Source organism: Klebsiella sp. GW_Kp181, from assembly GCF_040062315.1.
Classification (GTDB): Bacteria; Pseudomonadota; Gammaproteobacteria; order Enterobacterales; family Enterobacteriaceae; genus Klebsiella; species Klebsiella oxytoca.
Window position 1 is genome coordinate 38,993 of the sequence record NZ_JBEAFR010000079.1, and the last position, 13,621, is coordinate 52,613.

General features: G+C 56.0%; 15 protein-coding genes and 1 riboswitch. Of the genes, 7 read left to right on the plus strand and 8 right to left on the minus strand.

The genetic code is table 11. The features are described 5' to 3' along the window. Positions 1–196: 196 nt before the first annotated feature. From pmrB to yvcK, 4 genes are all read right to left on the minus strand, one after another. Entirely contained in the window at positions 197–1,294 is a 1,098-nt protein-coding gene (gene pmrB, locus ABLV11_RS21750; RefSeq protein WP_004100423.1) for a two-component system sensor histidine kinase PmrB, read from the minus strand. Between the two features lie 4 nt (positions 1,295–1,298). Continuing rightward, positions 1,299–1,970, minus strand: a complete 672-nt coding sequence (gene pmrA, locus ABLV11_RS21755) for a two-component system response regulator PmrA (RefSeq protein ID WP_016808153.1) — start codon at positions 1,968–1,970, stop codon at positions 1,299–1,301. Further along, complete coding sequence (gene eptA / locus ABLV11_RS21760; protein WP_126488823.1) at positions 1,967–3,610, minus strand: phosphoethanolamine transferase EptA; 1,644 nt, start codon at positions 3,608–3,610, stop codon at positions 1,967–1,969. The genes pmrA and eptA overlap by 4 nt, the downstream gene beginning before the upstream one ends. A gap of 110 nt (positions 3,611–3,720) precedes the next feature. Next, positions 3,721–4,626, minus strand: a complete 906-nt coding sequence (yvcK, locus tag ABLV11_RS21765) for a uridine diphosphate-N-acetylglucosamine-binding protein YvcK (RefSeq protein WP_126488824.1) — start codon at positions 4,624–4,626, stop codon at positions 3,721–3,723. A gap of 365 nt (positions 4,627–4,991) precedes the next feature. Beyond that, a riboswitch (molybdenum cofactor riboswitch) is annotated at positions 4,992–5,130 on the plus strand. On the opposite strand from yvcK, the gene moaA reads away from it, so the two are divergent. The 6 genes from moaA (at position 5,118) to ABLV11_RS21795 (ending at position 8,577) form a co-directional block, all read left to right on the plus strand. Continuing rightward, positions 5,118–6,107, plus strand: a complete 990-nt coding sequence (gene moaA / locus ABLV11_RS21770) for a GTP 3',8-cyclase MoaA (RefSeq protein WP_126488825.1) — start codon at positions 5,118–5,120, stop codon at positions 6,105–6,107. It overlaps the preceding riboswitch by 13 nt. A gap of 21 nt (positions 6,108–6,128) precedes the next feature. Further along, positions 6,129–6,641 (plus strand): molybdenum cofactor biosynthesis protein B, encoded by a 513-nt coding sequence (moaB, locus tag ABLV11_RS21775; RefSeq protein WP_004100439.1) that lies wholly within the window; start codon positions 6,129–6,131, stop codon positions 6,639–6,641. 3 nt (positions 6,642–6,644) lie between these two features. Further along, positions 6,645–7,133 carry a cyclic pyranopterin monophosphate synthase MoaC gene (gene moaC, locus ABLV11_RS21780; protein ID WP_004100440.1) on the plus strand — a complete coding sequence of 163 codons (489 nt, stop codon included), beginning with the start codon at positions 6,645–6,647 and terminating at the stop codon, positions 7,131–7,133. Continuing rightward, positions 7,126–7,374: a molybdopterin synthase sulfur carrier subunit gene (gene moaD, locus ABLV11_RS21785; RefSeq protein ID WP_023320611.1), complete on the plus strand. Its 249-nt coding sequence runs from the start codon at positions 7,126–7,128 to the stop codon at positions 7,372–7,374. The genes moaC and moaD overlap by 8 nt, the downstream gene beginning before the upstream one ends. Before the next feature lies 1 nt (position 7,375). After that, positions 7,376–7,828, plus strand: coding sequence for a molybdopterin synthase catalytic subunit MoaE (gene moaE / locus ABLV11_RS21790; RefSeq protein WP_004100447.1), 453 nt, complete (start codon positions 7,376–7,378; stop codon positions 7,826–7,828). A gap of 44 nt (positions 7,829–7,872) precedes the next feature. Next, positions 7,873–8,577, plus strand: coding sequence for a Bax inhibitor-1/YccA family protein (locus ABLV11_RS21795; protein WP_004100449.1), 705 nt, complete (start codon positions 7,873–7,875; stop codon positions 8,575–8,577). 281 nt (positions 8,578–8,858) lie between these two features. Here ABLV11_RS21795 and ABLV11_RS21800 read toward each other — a convergent pair whose 3' ends face one another. The 3 genes from ABLV11_RS21800 to ABLV11_RS21810 are packed head-to-tail and all read right to left on the minus strand — an operon-like array spanning position 8,859 to position 11,817. Beyond that, the gene (locus ABLV11_RS21800) at positions 8,859–9,827 is read right to left on the minus strand and encodes a YbhN family protein (protein ID WP_004111555.1); all 969 of its coding nucleotides are present in this window, start codon (positions 9,825–9,827) and stop codon (positions 8,859–8,861) included. Continuing rightward, positions 9,827–11,071, minus strand: coding sequence for a cardiolipin synthase ClsB (clsB, locus tag ABLV11_RS21805; protein WP_126488826.1), 1,245 nt, complete (start codon positions 11,069–11,071; stop codon positions 9,827–9,829). The genes ABLV11_RS21800 and clsB overlap by 1 nt, the downstream gene beginning before the upstream one ends. Next, positions 11,068–11,817, minus strand: a complete 750-nt coding sequence (locus ABLV11_RS21810; protein ID WP_004100457.1) for an endonuclease/exonuclease/phosphatase family protein — start codon at positions 11,815–11,817, stop codon at positions 11,068–11,070. Before ABLV11_RS21810 ends, clsB begins: the two co-directional genes overlap by 4 nt. Before the next feature lie 143 nt (positions 11,818–11,960). Between ABLV11_RS21810 and ABLV11_RS21815 the strand changes: the two genes are divergently transcribed. Then, entirely contained in the window at positions 11,961–12,398 is a 438-nt protein-coding gene (locus tag ABLV11_RS21815) for a YbhQ family protein (RefSeq protein WP_126488827.1), read from the plus strand. Between the two features lie 60 nt (positions 12,399–12,458). Here the strand turns inward: ABLV11_RS21815 and ABLV11_RS21820 are convergent, their stop codons facing one another. After that, a complete protein-coding gene (locus ABLV11_RS21820) occupies positions 12,459–13,565 on the minus strand; it encodes an ABC transporter permease (RefSeq protein WP_049095472.1) in 1,107 nt (368 codons plus the stop codon). Positions 13,566–13,621 lie beyond the last annotated feature (56 nt).

Consider the following 13,621-nt stretch of genomic DNA (forward strand, 5'->3'; position numbering starts at 1 on the left):
TGAGCCAAAACGAGGCGCAACACGTTTTGTCTATTTATTGCCCCTCTGTCGCGATTTTCCTTGATGCTTAATGTTGGCTTAATATTGTTTGGCGAAACTATCCTCAATCTACTGAGGATAGCGCCATGCAAAAATTAACCTTCCGCGAATATCTGGCAGTCACCTGCGCTTTTGTTATCGTCGTTGCCTTTTTTCATCAATGGGTGCTGACGTTCTGACGGACAGTGTCGGGAAAAAGCACCCACGCGCGAACGCCGGGCCCGGGCTGACGGTTATGTAAAAAGAACTGGGCGTCGTGCAGCTGGGCGATGCGGGTGACGATGCTTAACCCGAGCCCGATACCACCGTAGCGGCTGTCCATGCGGACGAACGCTTTGCTCAATTCACCGCTTTTGGCCTCATCAATGCCCGGACCTTCATCTTCTACCGCCAGAACCGGCGTGGGGCCGGGGGCTATCGACACTTTAATCGTCGAACCCGTCGGGCTGTAACGATGCGCGTTTTCTACCAGATTGCGTAAAATTACCTGCACCAGCGTGGCGTCACCTGACACTATCGCTTCACCCTCTTTGTCGCTGACCACCAGCTTTTGCTGACGCTGTTCCAGCATCGTCTCCAGTTCGCTCCGCAGCGGCTCGATCACATCTTCCTTCAGCCTGACCTGCTGATAGCTGCCGGCGGAGAAAGACTGGCCGACCCGCGCCAGCTGAAGCAGTTGATTAATGCTGTTGGTCATCTGATCGAGGCGCTGGATCAGCGGGGCGACGCTAACGCCATGCACTTTCGCCAGCAGCTCCAGATGCAGACGCAATCCGGCCAGGGGTGTGCGCAGCTCATGGGCGACGTCGGCGGTAAACAGGCGCTCGCGATCGAGCGTTAAGTTAAGGCGGGAGACCAGCTGATTAATCGCGGTAGTGACCGCGGTGACTTCGGGCACCGACTCTTGCAGGGCGATAGGCCGCAGGTTATCCGGGGTACGGCTTTCAAGTTCCTGCTGGAGGCGGGATAGCGGCCTGGTGATTTTTTTCACCGCCAGCAGGGAGATATAGAGCGCCAGGCCGATAATCAGCAGGCTCGGGATCAGCAGACTGGCTACCGCTTCACGAACCTCATGCTCAATATGCTTCTGATTATTATGACCTTCGATGGCGCTGGCCACCAGCAGCTGAATCTGTTCCTGGCTTTCATGCCACAGCCAGAACACGCTGATGAGCTGGCAAACCGCCAGTATCGCGCCAATGGTCAGCAGCAGCCGATGGCGCATGGTCCAGTTTTTACTGACAAACAGAGCCATAGCGTTATTCGGCTCCTGTATTATCGACCAGCATATAGCCGAAGCCGCGGACGGTGCGGATCCGCGATTTACCCACCTTATCGCGTAAATTATGGATATGCACTTCCAGCGTATTAGTGGCCGGTTCGTTGTCCCAGCTGTAGATATCGTTATAAAGAATTTCGCGGTGTACCGGACTGCCCGCCTTCATCATCAGGCGGGAGAGCAGCGCGTACTCTTTCGGGGTTAGATCCAGGGACTGTTCGCCGAGCCAGACCAGCCGCCGGGTGACGTTCAGGCGCAGGTTACCGATAGCCAGCTCGTTATCGCCCTGATTGTTGTGGCGACGCAGCAGGGCGCGGATGCGCGCGTTAAGCTCTTCAAGAGCGAAGGGTTTAACCAGATAGTCATCCGCGCCGGTATCCAGGCCGCTAATACGTTCATCAACGGTATCGCGGGCGGTGAGGATCAGCACCGGCTGGCTAAACTTCTCTCGCCGCATGCGCGCCAGAAAGTGCAGGCCGTCCTCATCGGGCAGCCCGAGGTCAAGCACCACCAGACTGTAGTGGTTGCTGGCCAGCGAGAGCGCGGCTTCGTGGGCGGTAGAGACGCCGTCGCACACGTAGCCCTCGCTTTGCATCGCCAGAATTAATCCTTGTAACAGGAGCGCATCGTCTTCAATGACTAAAATTTTCATCGGCCTGCCTCTCTACATGGCGTTAAAATATCGTCTGTTGCCTGGTACTCGTGAGTGCTGACCCCGAGCAGACCGAGCAGGGTGGAGAAAAGGTTATCCTGCGAATACGTTTGGGTTTTCGCTTTTTGCTGCAAACACTGGCTGGAGACCCCATAGCGCTGTTGATAATCCGCTGACAACCACAGCAGCATGGGCACATGTTTTTGCGTATCCGGCGCTATGGACCACGGCAGCCCGTGCAAATACACCCCATCCTCGCCAAGCGACTCTCCGTGATCTGAGAGATATACCAGGCTGGTGGTAAATTTATCCTGCTTCGACTGCAGTAATTTTATCGCTTTGTCGACCACATAATCGACATACAAAATCGTGTTGTCGTAGGTATTAGTGAGCTGTTGCTGGGTGCAGCTCTGGATCTCATTGGTATCGCAGGTCGGCGTAAACTGTTTAAACTGCGCCGGATAGCGATTGTAGTAGGTCGGCCCGTGGCTGCCGATGGTATGCAGAACGATAATCCCGTCCTGCTGTAGATTATCGATATAGCTATCCAGATTATGGAACAGCACTTCGTCGTAGCACTCGCCGTCGATGCACTGGCCGCTCAGCTTAAGATCGGTGACGTTTTCGTGCGGCACCCGGTCGCAGGCCCCTTTACAGCCGCCGTCGTTGTCATTCCACTGCACTTTAATTCCCGCCCGTTGCAGGATATCCAGCACGCCTTCCTGATGATGCGCCAGCTCTTCATCATAGTGGGCGCGCGGCATATTGGAGAACATGCAGGGGACGGAAACCGCGGTAGCGGTGCCGCAGGAAGTCGTATTAGCGAAATAGATCACGTTATCCTGCTTCAGACGCGGGTTGGTCTCGCGAGAGTAGCCGTTCAGGGAGAAGTTGGCCGCCCGCGAAGTTTCACCTAACACTACAATGGTCAGATTTTTCCGCGGTCCGCTGCGCATCTGCGGCTTCTGAACGGCGTCTTCGCCAATTTTGACCAGCGGAAGATTGTCCATTCTGTTATGCGCATACCATGAATTCACCGCCACAATGCTGTTTGACGGGCTCAGGGACTTTACCAGCTCTTTGTTGTTGCGAAACAGCGAAGCGTAATCTTTATAGAAGAGGGCGGCGACCAGAATAATCAGCAGCGCTGAAACCGCGATGCTCACCAGCCGTACGGCAAGACTGCGCCAAAGCGTCTGCGGCTTGCGAATTTTGATCCACCATGCCGTGACGACGGCCAGAATGCCGGAAAGCCCCAGTATCAGCACCATTTTCCCGGAGAGCAGCGCAAAGCTCTCCGCGGGCGTGGTATCGAAAATATTGGTAATCATCGCCCGATCGATAACCACCCCGAAGGTCCAGATAAAATACTGGGCCGAGGCGCTGAGCAAAATAAACAGGCTAACCACGAGGCGGTCGAGCTTCAGGAACGAGGCGAGAGTGGTGATGATATTCATCACGCTGATGGCCACTATCGGCATACTGAGGAATACCAGCCAGTTATGCAGACCGTTAACCGGCAGCAGGGTAAATGCCTGGCGATAGAAAGCAAGATTCAGCGCGAGGCCGATATAGCAGGCGAACAGAAGCAAATAGGCCGTACGGCTGAGTACCGGCCGACGTAAAGAAAATAACGACATAGCGAACGTCCACATGAAGAGATGTCCGCTATCCTGCCGATTCTTTTTTAAGACAACCTTAAGATTTTAAGCCAGCCAGCTTTTGCCGCCACAATTAAGCCGCTTGAGGATTAACCTAACGCCTGAATGGCCTGTTCCAGCGCGTTGCGTAATAGCTGCCGATCGTGGCGATAGGGCACATCGCTGGCGTCCAGCGGCGTCTGAATGATGACCCGCTGTTCAATCCCTGCGCTATCGGCTTTCGGGCCGACAACCAGCGCGTCAATTACCCGTTTGCCGATTTGCTGCTCCATAATGGCGACCCTGTCGGCCAGCGTCAGGCTGGCCGCCGGGCTATGCTCTTTGCCGAGGTTATCGATAAATACCATTGGCGCGGGCGTGCGGCGCAGCGCTTGCGCCAGTTCATCAAGCAGCAAAATCGGCATCAGGCTGGTATAGAAACTGCCGGGGCCAATGAGGATTAAATCTGCTTCGGCGATAGCTTCTAGCGCCTCCCGGGTTGTGGGCACCGGCGGGGAGAGCATAAGCTCGCGCGGTACGCAGGCCAGCTGATCGATATTGACTTCGCCGTAAATTTCGTGCCCGTCCTGATCGATAGCCATCAGATCGACCGGCTGTTCCGACATCGGGATCAGAAACGCATCGACCTTCAGCAAATTGCGGATCAAATTGATCGCTTCAAGCGGCCGAACGCTCAGATGATCGAGGGCCTTAAGCATCAGGTTTCCGAGGTTATGCCCGGAAAGTTCGCCGTTACCGCTAAAACGGTATTCAAACATCGCCGAGGCCACGCTGGGTTCAGCAATTAACTGATTAATACAGTTGCGCATATCGCCCCAGGCGATGCCGCCTTCCGCGCGGCGAATACGTCCTGTTGATCCGCCGTTATCGGTTGTAGTCACAATGCCCGTCAGGCGCGAACCCAGCGAAGAAAGCGATGACATTACCCGTCCCAGCCCGTGCCCGCCGCCGAGAGCCACAACGCGATCAAGATCGGCGAAAGTACGATTGCGCATAAAAATCCTTATCTCAATTAATCGGGCTCACAGTAACTGATTTCACCTTAAAAAACGATGTCCGTTCTCTCCAGCTATGAAGGATATTTTAGCGTGGCAATGGCGAGAATATCAGCGTACTGGTGAATTCCCGCCGATTGCCAGGGTGATATTTTTACAGCTTTTGCGCTCCAGATAACCTACTACGCGGGAAAAATAAAATACTCAACGGGTCTGTTACCGCCCGAAGGCAAAGAAGGGAGGGATAAATTACGCTGCTTTCTCACACGCTTAGTCGTAAAAAAGCGAGATAAATCCGTTATATACATCGTTACATAACGAAATGTGGGTATGGCATAACCCTGGTTTCCGCGCTACTATTCGGCGTAACCCACTAACACTCTAGCCTCTGTGCCTGTGTCGAAAGATATGGTGCTTTGGCCGTGACAACTTCGGTTGCCACCAGGGCGCGAAAAGAAATGACCGCGTCTCCCGTATTTGGAAAGGTGTCTATGGCTTCACAGCTTACCGATGCATTTGCGCGGAAGTTTTACTATCTGCGTTTGTCGATTACCGACGTATGCAACTTTCGTTGCACCTACTGTCTCCCCGATGGCTATAAGCCCGGCGCCGTCACCAATAAAGGCTTTCTCAGCGTCGATGAAGTGCGTCGCGTCACGCGGGCTTTCTCCGCTCTGGGAACCGAAAAGGTGCGCCTGACCGGCGGTGAACCCTCTCTGCGACGCGATTTTACCGACATCATCGCCGCCGTGCGGGAAAACTCCTCTATTCGCCAGATTGCGGTCACCACTAACGGCTACCGGCTGGCGCGGGATGTTGAAAGCTGGCGCGATGCCGGACTGACGGCGATTAACGTCAGCGTGGATAGCCTCGACGCCCGTCAGTTTCATGCTATAACCGGCCAGGACAAATTTCGTCAGGTGATGGATGGCATCGATGCCGCATTTGCCGCTGGCTTCGAAAAAGTGAAGGTCAATACCGTGCTGATGCGCGATGTTAACCATCATCAGCTTGATACCTTTCTCGCGTGGATCCAGCCGCGCCGCATTCAGCTACGTTTTATCGAATTGATGGAAACCGGCGAAGGTAATGAACTGTTCCGCCGCCATCATATATCCGGCATGGTGCTGCGTGATGAATTGCTGCGCCGCGGCTGGATCCATCAGATCCGCCAGCGTAGCGATGGTCCGGCGCAGGTGTTTTGCCACCCCGACTATGCCGGGGAAATCGGCCTGATCATGCCTTATGAAAAAGACTTCTGCGCCACCTGCAACCGTCTGCGCGTCTCTTCCGTAGGAAAACTGCACCTGTGCCTGTTTGGCGAAGGCGGCGTCGATCTGCGCGATCTGCTTGCCGATGAGCAGCAGCAGCCGGCGCTGGAAGCGCGGATTTCCGAAGCGTTAACCCATAAAAAACAGACCCATTTCCTGCATCAGGGCAACACCGGTATTACCCAGAACCTGTCGTATATTGGCGGATAATGCATTTTAAGGAGCGATCTAATGAGTCAGGCCAGCGCTGAGTTTATCCCGACCCGTATTGCTATTCTCACCGTTTCCAGCCGACGCGGCGAAGAGGACGACACCTCCGGCCACTGGCTGCGCGATGCCGCCCAGGAGGCGGGGCACGTCATCGTCGATAAGGCGATTGTTAAAGAGAACCGCTACGCCATTCGCGCCCAGGTATCGGCGTGGATTGCCGGCGATGAGGTGCAGGTGGTGCTGATTACCGGCGGTACCGGCTTTACCGACGGCGACCAGGCGCCGGAAGCGCTGCTGCCGCTGTTTGACCGCGAGGTGGAAGGCTTCGGTGAGGTATTCCGCATGCTCTCCTTTGAGGAGATTGGCACCTCGACCCTGCAATCCCGCGCCGTTGCCGGGGTAGCCAACCGCACGCTGATTTTTGCCATGCCTGGTTCAACCAAGGCCTGTCGTACCGCATGGGACAATATCATTGCGCCGCAGCTCGATGCGCGCACGCGCCCTTGCAACTTTATCTCTCATCTTAAGAAGTAGTTTATGTCACAGCTGACCCATATTAACGCCGCCGGCGAAGCGCACATGGTCGATGTCTCAGGGAAAGCGGAGACGGTTCGCGAGGCGCGCGCCGAGGCCTATGTTGAAATGCAGGCGACGACGCTGGCGATGATTATCGACGGCAGTCATCACAAAGGCGACGTCTTCGCCACCGCGCGTATCGCCGGGATTCAGGCGGCCAAACGCACCTGGGAGCTGATCCCACTTTGTCATCCGCTGATGCTGAGCAAAGTCGAAGTGAATCTGCAGGCGCAGCCCGAGCATAACCGGGTGCGTATCGAATCCCTGTGCCGTTTGACCGGTAAAACCGGCGTCGAGATGGAAGCTCTGACCGCCGCTTCCGTTGCCGCGCTGACCATTTACGATATGTGCAAGGCGGTGCAGAAAGATATGGTGATTGGCCCGGTGCGCCTGCTGGCGAAAAGCGGCGGTAAGTCCGGCGATTTCAGAGTGGAAGCTAGCCATGATTAAAGTTCTTTTTTTTGCCCAGGTGCGCGAACTACTCGGCACCGACTCACTGACTCTCGATCCGAACGGGCTGACCACGGTTGAAGCCGTTCGCCAGCAGCTCATCGCCCGCGGCGACCGCTGGGCGCTGGCGCTGGAAGAGGGCAAACTGCTGGCGGCGGTAAATCAGACGCTGACGACCTTTGATCATCCGCTGGCGCCCGGGGATGAAGTGGCATTTTTCCCGCCGGTTACCGGGGGCTAATATGACGCAGACGCGTATTATTGTCAGCCATGACCGCTTTAAAGTCGGCGAGGAATATCCCTGGCTGGCCGAGCGCGATGAAGACGGCGCGGTGGTGACGTTCACCGGTAAAGTCCGCAACCACAATCTTGGCGACAGCGTCAAAGCGCTGACCCTTGAGCACTATCCGGGAATGACGGAAAAATCGCTGGCGGAGATCGTGGAACAGGCGCGCGAGCGCTGGCCGCTGGGCAGGGTGACGGTGATTCATCGTATCGGCGAAATGTGGCCCGGAGAAGAGATTGTCTTTGTCGGCGTCACCAGCGCCCATCGCGGCAGCGCGTTTGCAGCGGGGGAGTTTATTATGGATTACCTGAAGACCCGCGCGCCGTTCTGGAAGCGCGAGGCGACGCCGGAAGGCGAGCGCTGGGTGGATGCGCGAGATAGCGACCGCAAGGCGGCAGAACGCTGGTAGTGTGGTACGCTTAGAAGATAAATTTCGTTAATCAGGAGACAGTCATGGACAGATATCCTCGTTCCGGTACCATCGTCCAGGGGCGCAGCGGGCTACAAACTTATATGGCGCAGGTATACGGCTGGATGACGGTCGGGCTGCTGCTCACGGCGTTTATCGCGTGGTTTGCCGCTAACACCCCGGCGGTGATGATGTTTGTTTTTTCCAGCAAAATTACCTTTTTTGGGCTAATTATCGCCCAGTTGGGGTTAGTGTTCGTGCTCTCGGGCATGGTGCAGCGCCTCAGCGCCGGTATGGCGACGACCCTGTTTATGCTCTATTCGGCGCTAACCGGACTCACCTTATCCAGTATATTCCTCGTCTATACCTACTCATCGATCGCCAGTACCTTCGTGGTTGCCGGCGGGATGTTTGGCGTGATGAGCCTTTACGGCTATACCACTAAACGCGATCTGAGCGGCTTCGGCAATATGCTGTTTATGGCGCTCATCGGTATCGTGCTGGCGTCGCTGGTTAACTTCTGGCTCAAGAGCGAAGCGCTGATGTGGGCGGTGACCTATATCGGGGTGATCGTATTCGTCGGCCTGACCGCCTATGACACCCAGAAGCTGAAAAATATCGGCGAGCAGATTGACGTTCGCGATACGTCGACGCTGCGCAAATACTCGATTCTCGGGGCTCTGACGCTGTATCTGGACTTTATCAACCTGTTCCTGATGCTGCTGCGCATTTTCGGCAACCGTCGTTAATTCGTTCCCGGATGGCGGCGCGATGCGCTTATCCGGGCTACCAGACCGCAGAAAACGATGAACCTGTAGCTTTGGTCAGAAGCAAAGTTTCCCGTAGGCGATGCTGCGCATCTGTCCGGGCTACCGGATCTCAGACGGTGGTGAACTTGTACCCCGGTCAGCGAAGCGCCTCCGGGAAAGTTCATCAACGGAGGAGTGGATAAAATAGCGGCAGATATCCACGATATCTACCAAACCGCATGAAACTGCAGCCCCGGTCAGCATCCGCGACCGGGGCTTTTTTACTTCTCACCCGCCAGCTTGCGCTGGTTTTTCGCCCGCAGATGCTTTGCCCGGCTCTCCAGAATCAGGTAGCCGATGGTCGCCAGCAGCAGCGGCAGGAAGTAGTAGAGCGCGCGATAGGCAAGCAGGGCGGCGATGATCGCGCCGCGCGAAATCTCTTCGCCGGAAAGCATGGCGATAAACACCGCCTCAAGCACGCCAATCCCTGCCGGAATATGCACGATAACTCCCGCAATGCTGCTGACCAGCAGCACGCCGAGCACGAGGAAATAGTCCACCTGCGGCCCCAGCAGGAGCCAGATAATCGCCCCCATCGCCATCCAGTTCAGGCTGGAAACCGCCATCTGCAATATCGCGAAGCGCCAGGAGGGCAGAACCAGCCGCTGGCCTTTTATCGTCAGATGGCGCTTTTTAGCAAAGGCGCAGGCCCATAAATAGAACGCGGAAATCAGCAGCAAAATGACGCCGAGAATTTGCAGCGACGACTGACTGATATACCAGCGCTCGGGCACCTTCACCATGCCGGAGCTAAAAATGATGCCGCCGAGCAGAATATAGCCCAGCCAGTTGGTGGTAATGCTCAGCGAAAAAATTCGGGTAATGGTTGCGCCGCTCAGGCCGAGGCGCGAGTAGAGCCGATAGCGCATACCAATCCCACCCACCCAGGTGCTGAGCGTCAGGTTAAAGGCATAGCAAATAAACGACACCAGCATCACCTGGCGTTTAGCCAGCTTGTGGCCGCAGTAGGCGCGTCCCAGCAGGTCGTAGCAACCATAGATCAGGTAGCTGGCGATAACCAGGCCTATGGCGCTGAGCAGCGCCGTACGGTTGTAATCACGAATCACTTTCCACACTTCCTGCCAGTCGATTTTCTGTGCGTAAACGACCAGCAGCACAACGACGGCGATAAAAAAGAGCACCGTCAGGATTTTTTTCGCCATCCGCCAGCGAGGGTGAGATTTCGCCATCAGGATTTGACCTCCTGGTTTTCCGGGTCCACGCGATCCTGGGTTTCAATTTCTGGCTGAACCGGAGGCTGAACGCGCGACAGCAGGGGCGTATGGGCCGGAAGCCATCCGACCCACGCGGGGAAGTGGCGCAGGAAGTGGAACGCCAGCACGCTAATCCCGAGCCGCCACCAGGTTCGTTTCGACAAAATGCGCTTATCCACTTCGCGGCAGTCGTTGGCGATTAAGCCATTGAGATTATCGCGCAGCGTCTGGTTGAATTCGCGGTCGTGGATCACCAGGTTGGCTTCCAGATTGAGTGACAGGCTGAGCGGGTCGAGGTTGCTGGAGCCGACGGTGGCCCAGTGGTCGTCCGCCAGCGCCACTTTGCCGTGCAGCGGACGGCGGCGATATTCAAAAATCTGCACGCCGCCTTTGACCAGGTAGTGGTACAGCAGACGTGCGCCGAATTTAACAATCGGGATATCCGGTTCGCCCTGGACAATAAGCTTGACGCGTACGCCGCGGCGGGCAGCGTTGCGCATCGCATGCAGCAGTCGATAGCCCGGGAAAAAGTAGGCGTTGGCGATAATCACTTCCCGGCGGGCGGTGGTCAGCATTTTCAGATAGTGGCGTTCGATATCATCGCGATGATCCTGATTATCCCGCCAGATAAACAGCGCCTGAGCCTCGCCGGGATTGCGGTTGACTTCGGGCTTATGCCGACGGCGGCGCCACCAGCGGCGGGTGGCTTCGCTGGTGGGCAGGTTTTCCAGTTCAAACTGCAGAATGTCGAGCACCACCGGCCCTTCAACCTGCACGGCGTAGTCCTGTTTGGCCTCGGGACCGTAATCGGTCATATGCTCGGCGGAGTAGTTAATTCCGCCGACAAAGGCGGTAACATCGTCGAGCACCACGATTTTACGATGCATGCGGCGGAATAAATTGGTGCGCATGCCGAGCAGCCGCGGGCGCGGATCGTAGTAGCGAAAAATCACCCCGGCCGACGTCAGTTCGCCCACAAAGCTTTCGCTCAAATCCGGAGAGCCGTAACCGTCCAGTAGGACTTCTACGCGCACGCCGCGTTGGGCCGCTTTGAGCAACACGGCATGCAGCTGCCTGCCGACGTCATCCTCGAACCAGATAAAGGATTCCAGAATCACCCGCTGCTGCGCGCGATCAATAGCGGCAAATAATGCCGGATAATAGTTATCGCCATTTTCTAATAGCCGAATGCGGTTTCCTTCCTGCCAGCTGCATTTCACAGATGTATCTCCACGCTAAGCGGTGCATGATCGGACAAATGACGCCACTGTTTTAACGCCAGCGCTTTGGGCTGGCTGGCATGGGCGTTTTTTACGTATATGCGGTCGAGGCGCAGCAGAGGGAAGCTGACCGGAAAAGTTCGCGCCGGGCGCCCTCTGGCGCGGGTAAAAATCTCCTCCAGCCCGGCCTGGGCTTTAAGCTGGCGGTTAGCCTGCTGCTGCCAGTCGTTAAAATCACCGGCCACTACCACCGGCTCGCCCGCGGGCAAACCGTTTACCCAGTCCGCCAGCATCGTCAGCTGGGCCTGGCGCTGATGAGAACGCAGACCCAGATGCGCGCAGATCACATGGATAGCGATCCCGCTTTCGGGCGGGACGATGCGGCAATAGAGCAGGCCGCGCTTTTCGCTGTTGCCGACCGAAACATCCAGATTTTGATAATGTTCTATAGGAAAGCGAGAAAGTACCGCGTTGCCGTGATGCCCTTCCGGATAAACCGCATTGCGACCGTAGGCGTAATCGCTCCACATGGTATCGGCAAGAAATTCATAGTGGGTCGTATCCGGCCAGTTTTCGATATGCAGCGGATGAATTTCGTGCGCACCCATCACCTCCTGCAGGCAAACAATGTCGGCGCTGACGCTACGCACCGCTTCGCGCAGCTCGGGTAAAATAAAGCGGCGATTGAAGGCAGTGAACCCTTTATGAGTGTTAATTGTCAGCACGTTTAGCGAAAATCGCGGCATTTGGTTGTCCTTATTTCTCTGGGCAATGTCACTTTCCTGAAGGAAATAGTGTAGTAGAGGTCACAAAAAGATGCGGTGATACGGAATTTTCCGTAAAGTGCGGTACTCTGAGTAGCAGAGAAAAATCCTTCAGGAGAGAAGCCATGAAGTGGCAACAACGTGTACGCGTCGCAACGGGTCTTAGTTGCTGGCAGATTATGTTGCATCTACTGGTCGTGGCAGTACTGGTGATGGGTTGGATGAGCGGCGCGCTGGTGCGCGTCGGATTAGGTTTGTGCGTGCTGTACGGCGTCACGTTACTGTCGATGCTGTTCTTGCAGCGTCACCACGATGAGCGCTGGCGCGACGTCGGTGATTTCCTTGAGGAGCTCACCACCACCTGGTACTTCGGCGCGGCGGTAATCGTGCTGTGGCTGCTGTCACGCGTGCTGCACAACAACCTGCTGTTAGCCCTCGCCGGGCTGGCAATACTGGCAGGTCCAGCGGTGGTTTCACTGCTGGCGAAAGATAAAAACAGATACGCTAAATCGTTCGAGCTACAACAAGGCGGCAACGCAGCGAATCCCCAGAAGCATAGATAACTATGTGACTGGGGGGAGCGAGGAGAGCTAACGCAGTTGTGGCTTGAACGATGACGAGTATTACGCGATCTTTCTTCGGAACATCGCATACGCCGCTGAGCCGGTGGTGGCCGCTATGACCAGTAGCGGCCACAAACTTCCCCACACAATTTCCAGACTCGCATCCTTCAAATAGATCTGCTTGGTGATATCGGTAAAGTGACGTATCGGGTTTATCCACGTCAAATCCTGCAGCCATTGCGGCATATTCTCCACCGGCGAAACGTAGCCCGAGAGCAGAATTGCCGGCATCATAAAGACGAACACGCCGATAAACGCCTGCTGCTGCGTGGAGCACAGTGACGAAATCAGCAGGCCGAATCCTACCAGCGACAGGCCGTAGACAATCATCGTAAAGTAAAACAGCAGCAGCGAGCCGGCAAAGGGGATTTGATAGGCCCAGATACCAATTCCCAGCACGATGGTGGCCTGCAGGGTCGCGACGATTAGCGCCGGCACCGCTTTACCGATAAAGATCTGCCAGGTTGCCAGCGGCGAGACCAGCAGCTGATCGAGCGTACCCTGTTCGCGCTCGCGGGCAACGGAGAGCGAGGTGACGATCATCACGCCGATGGTGGTGATCATGGCGATTAGCGACGGCACGACGAACCATTTGTAATCGAGATTCGGGTTATACCAGTTGCGTACCACCAGCTCGCTGTTGTTTGGTTTGGCTTTGCCTTCCATTAACGCCTGCTGATAGTTTTTGACGATCTGCTGGAGATAGTTCGCGGCGATCTGCGCGCTGTTGGAGTTGCGCCCATCAAGCAACAGCTGGAGAGGGGCGGTCTGCCAGGTATCGAGGTTGCGCGAAAAATCTGCCGGGAATCGCACGACCAGCAGCGCCTTTTGTTCGTCAATGGTCGGTCTTATCTCCTGAGGGCTTTTCAGCAGCAGGACGTGGGTGAAGGCTTTAGCGCGGGCAAAGCGCTGGGTCAGCTCCACGGCATGCTTGCCGTTGTCTTCGTTATAGATGGCGATGGTGGCGTTAGTCACCTCCAGCGTGGCGGCAAAGGGGAACAGCAGCACCTGAATGAGTACCGGCATGATTAAAATCGCCCGCGTCTGCGGTTCACGCAGCAGCGACTGTAGCTCTTTGCGGATTAACGTCCATAAGCGATGAAACATCTCATATTCTCTCTTTGTGATCCCCGGATTGCGCTGCGCTTATCCGGGCTACCCGT

What these genes read in the sequence shown, in the direction of transcription:
- pmrB (WP_004100423.1), bottom strand. Translation starts at nt 1,294, where the DNA reads ATGGCTCTGTTTGTCAGTAAAAACTGGACCATGCGCCATCGGCTGCTG.
- pmrA (WP_016808153.1), bottom strand. Translation starts at nt 1,970, where the DNA reads ATGAAAATTTTAGTCATTGAAGACGATGCGCTCCTGTTACAAGGATTA.
- eptA (WP_126488823.1), bottom strand. Translation starts at nt 3,610, where the DNA reads ATGTCGTTATTTTCTTTACGTCGGCCGGTACTCAGCCGTACGGCCTAT.
- yvcK (WP_126488824.1), bottom strand. Translation starts at nt 4,626, where the DNA reads ATGCGCAATCGTACTTTCGCCGATCTTGATCGCGTTGTGGCTCTCGGC.
- moaA (WP_126488825.1), top strand. Translation starts at nt 5,118, where the DNA reads ATGGCTTCACAGCTTACCGATGCATTTGCGCGGAAGTTTTACTATCTG.
- moaB (WP_004100439.1), top strand. Translation starts at nt 6,129, where the DNA reads ATGAGTCAGGCCAGCGCTGAGTTTATCCCGACCCGTATTGCTATTCTC.
- moaC (WP_004100440.1), top strand. Translation starts at nt 6,645, where the DNA reads ATGTCACAGCTGACCCATATTAACGCCGCCGGCGAAGCGCACATGGTC.
- moaD (WP_023320611.1), top strand. Translation starts at nt 7,126, where the DNA reads ATGATTAAAGTTCTTTTTTTTGCCCAGGTGCGCGAACTACTCGGCACC.
- moaE (WP_004100447.1), top strand. Translation starts at nt 7,376, where the DNA reads ATGACGCAGACGCGTATTATTGTCAGCCATGACCGCTTTAAAGTCGGC.
- ABLV11_RS21795 (WP_004100449.1), top strand. Translation starts at nt 7,873, where the DNA reads ATGGACAGATATCCTCGTTCCGGTACCATCGTCCAGGGGCGCAGCGGG.
- ABLV11_RS21800 (WP_004111555.1), bottom strand. Translation starts at nt 9,827, where the DNA reads ATGGCGAAATCTCACCCTCGCTGGCGGATGGCGAAAAAAATCCTGACG.
- ABLV11_RS21810 (WP_004100457.1), bottom strand. Translation starts at nt 11,817, where the DNA reads ATGCCGCGATTTTCGCTAAACGTGCTGACAATTAACACTCATAAAGGG.
- ABLV11_RS21815 (WP_126488827.1), top strand. Translation starts at nt 11,961, where the DNA reads ATGAAGTGGCAACAACGTGTACGCGTCGCAACGGGTCTTAGTTGCTGG.
- ABLV11_RS21820 (WP_049095472.1), bottom strand. Translation starts at nt 13,565, where the DNA reads ATGTTTCATCGCTTATGGACGTTAATCCGCAAAGAGCTACAGTCGCTG.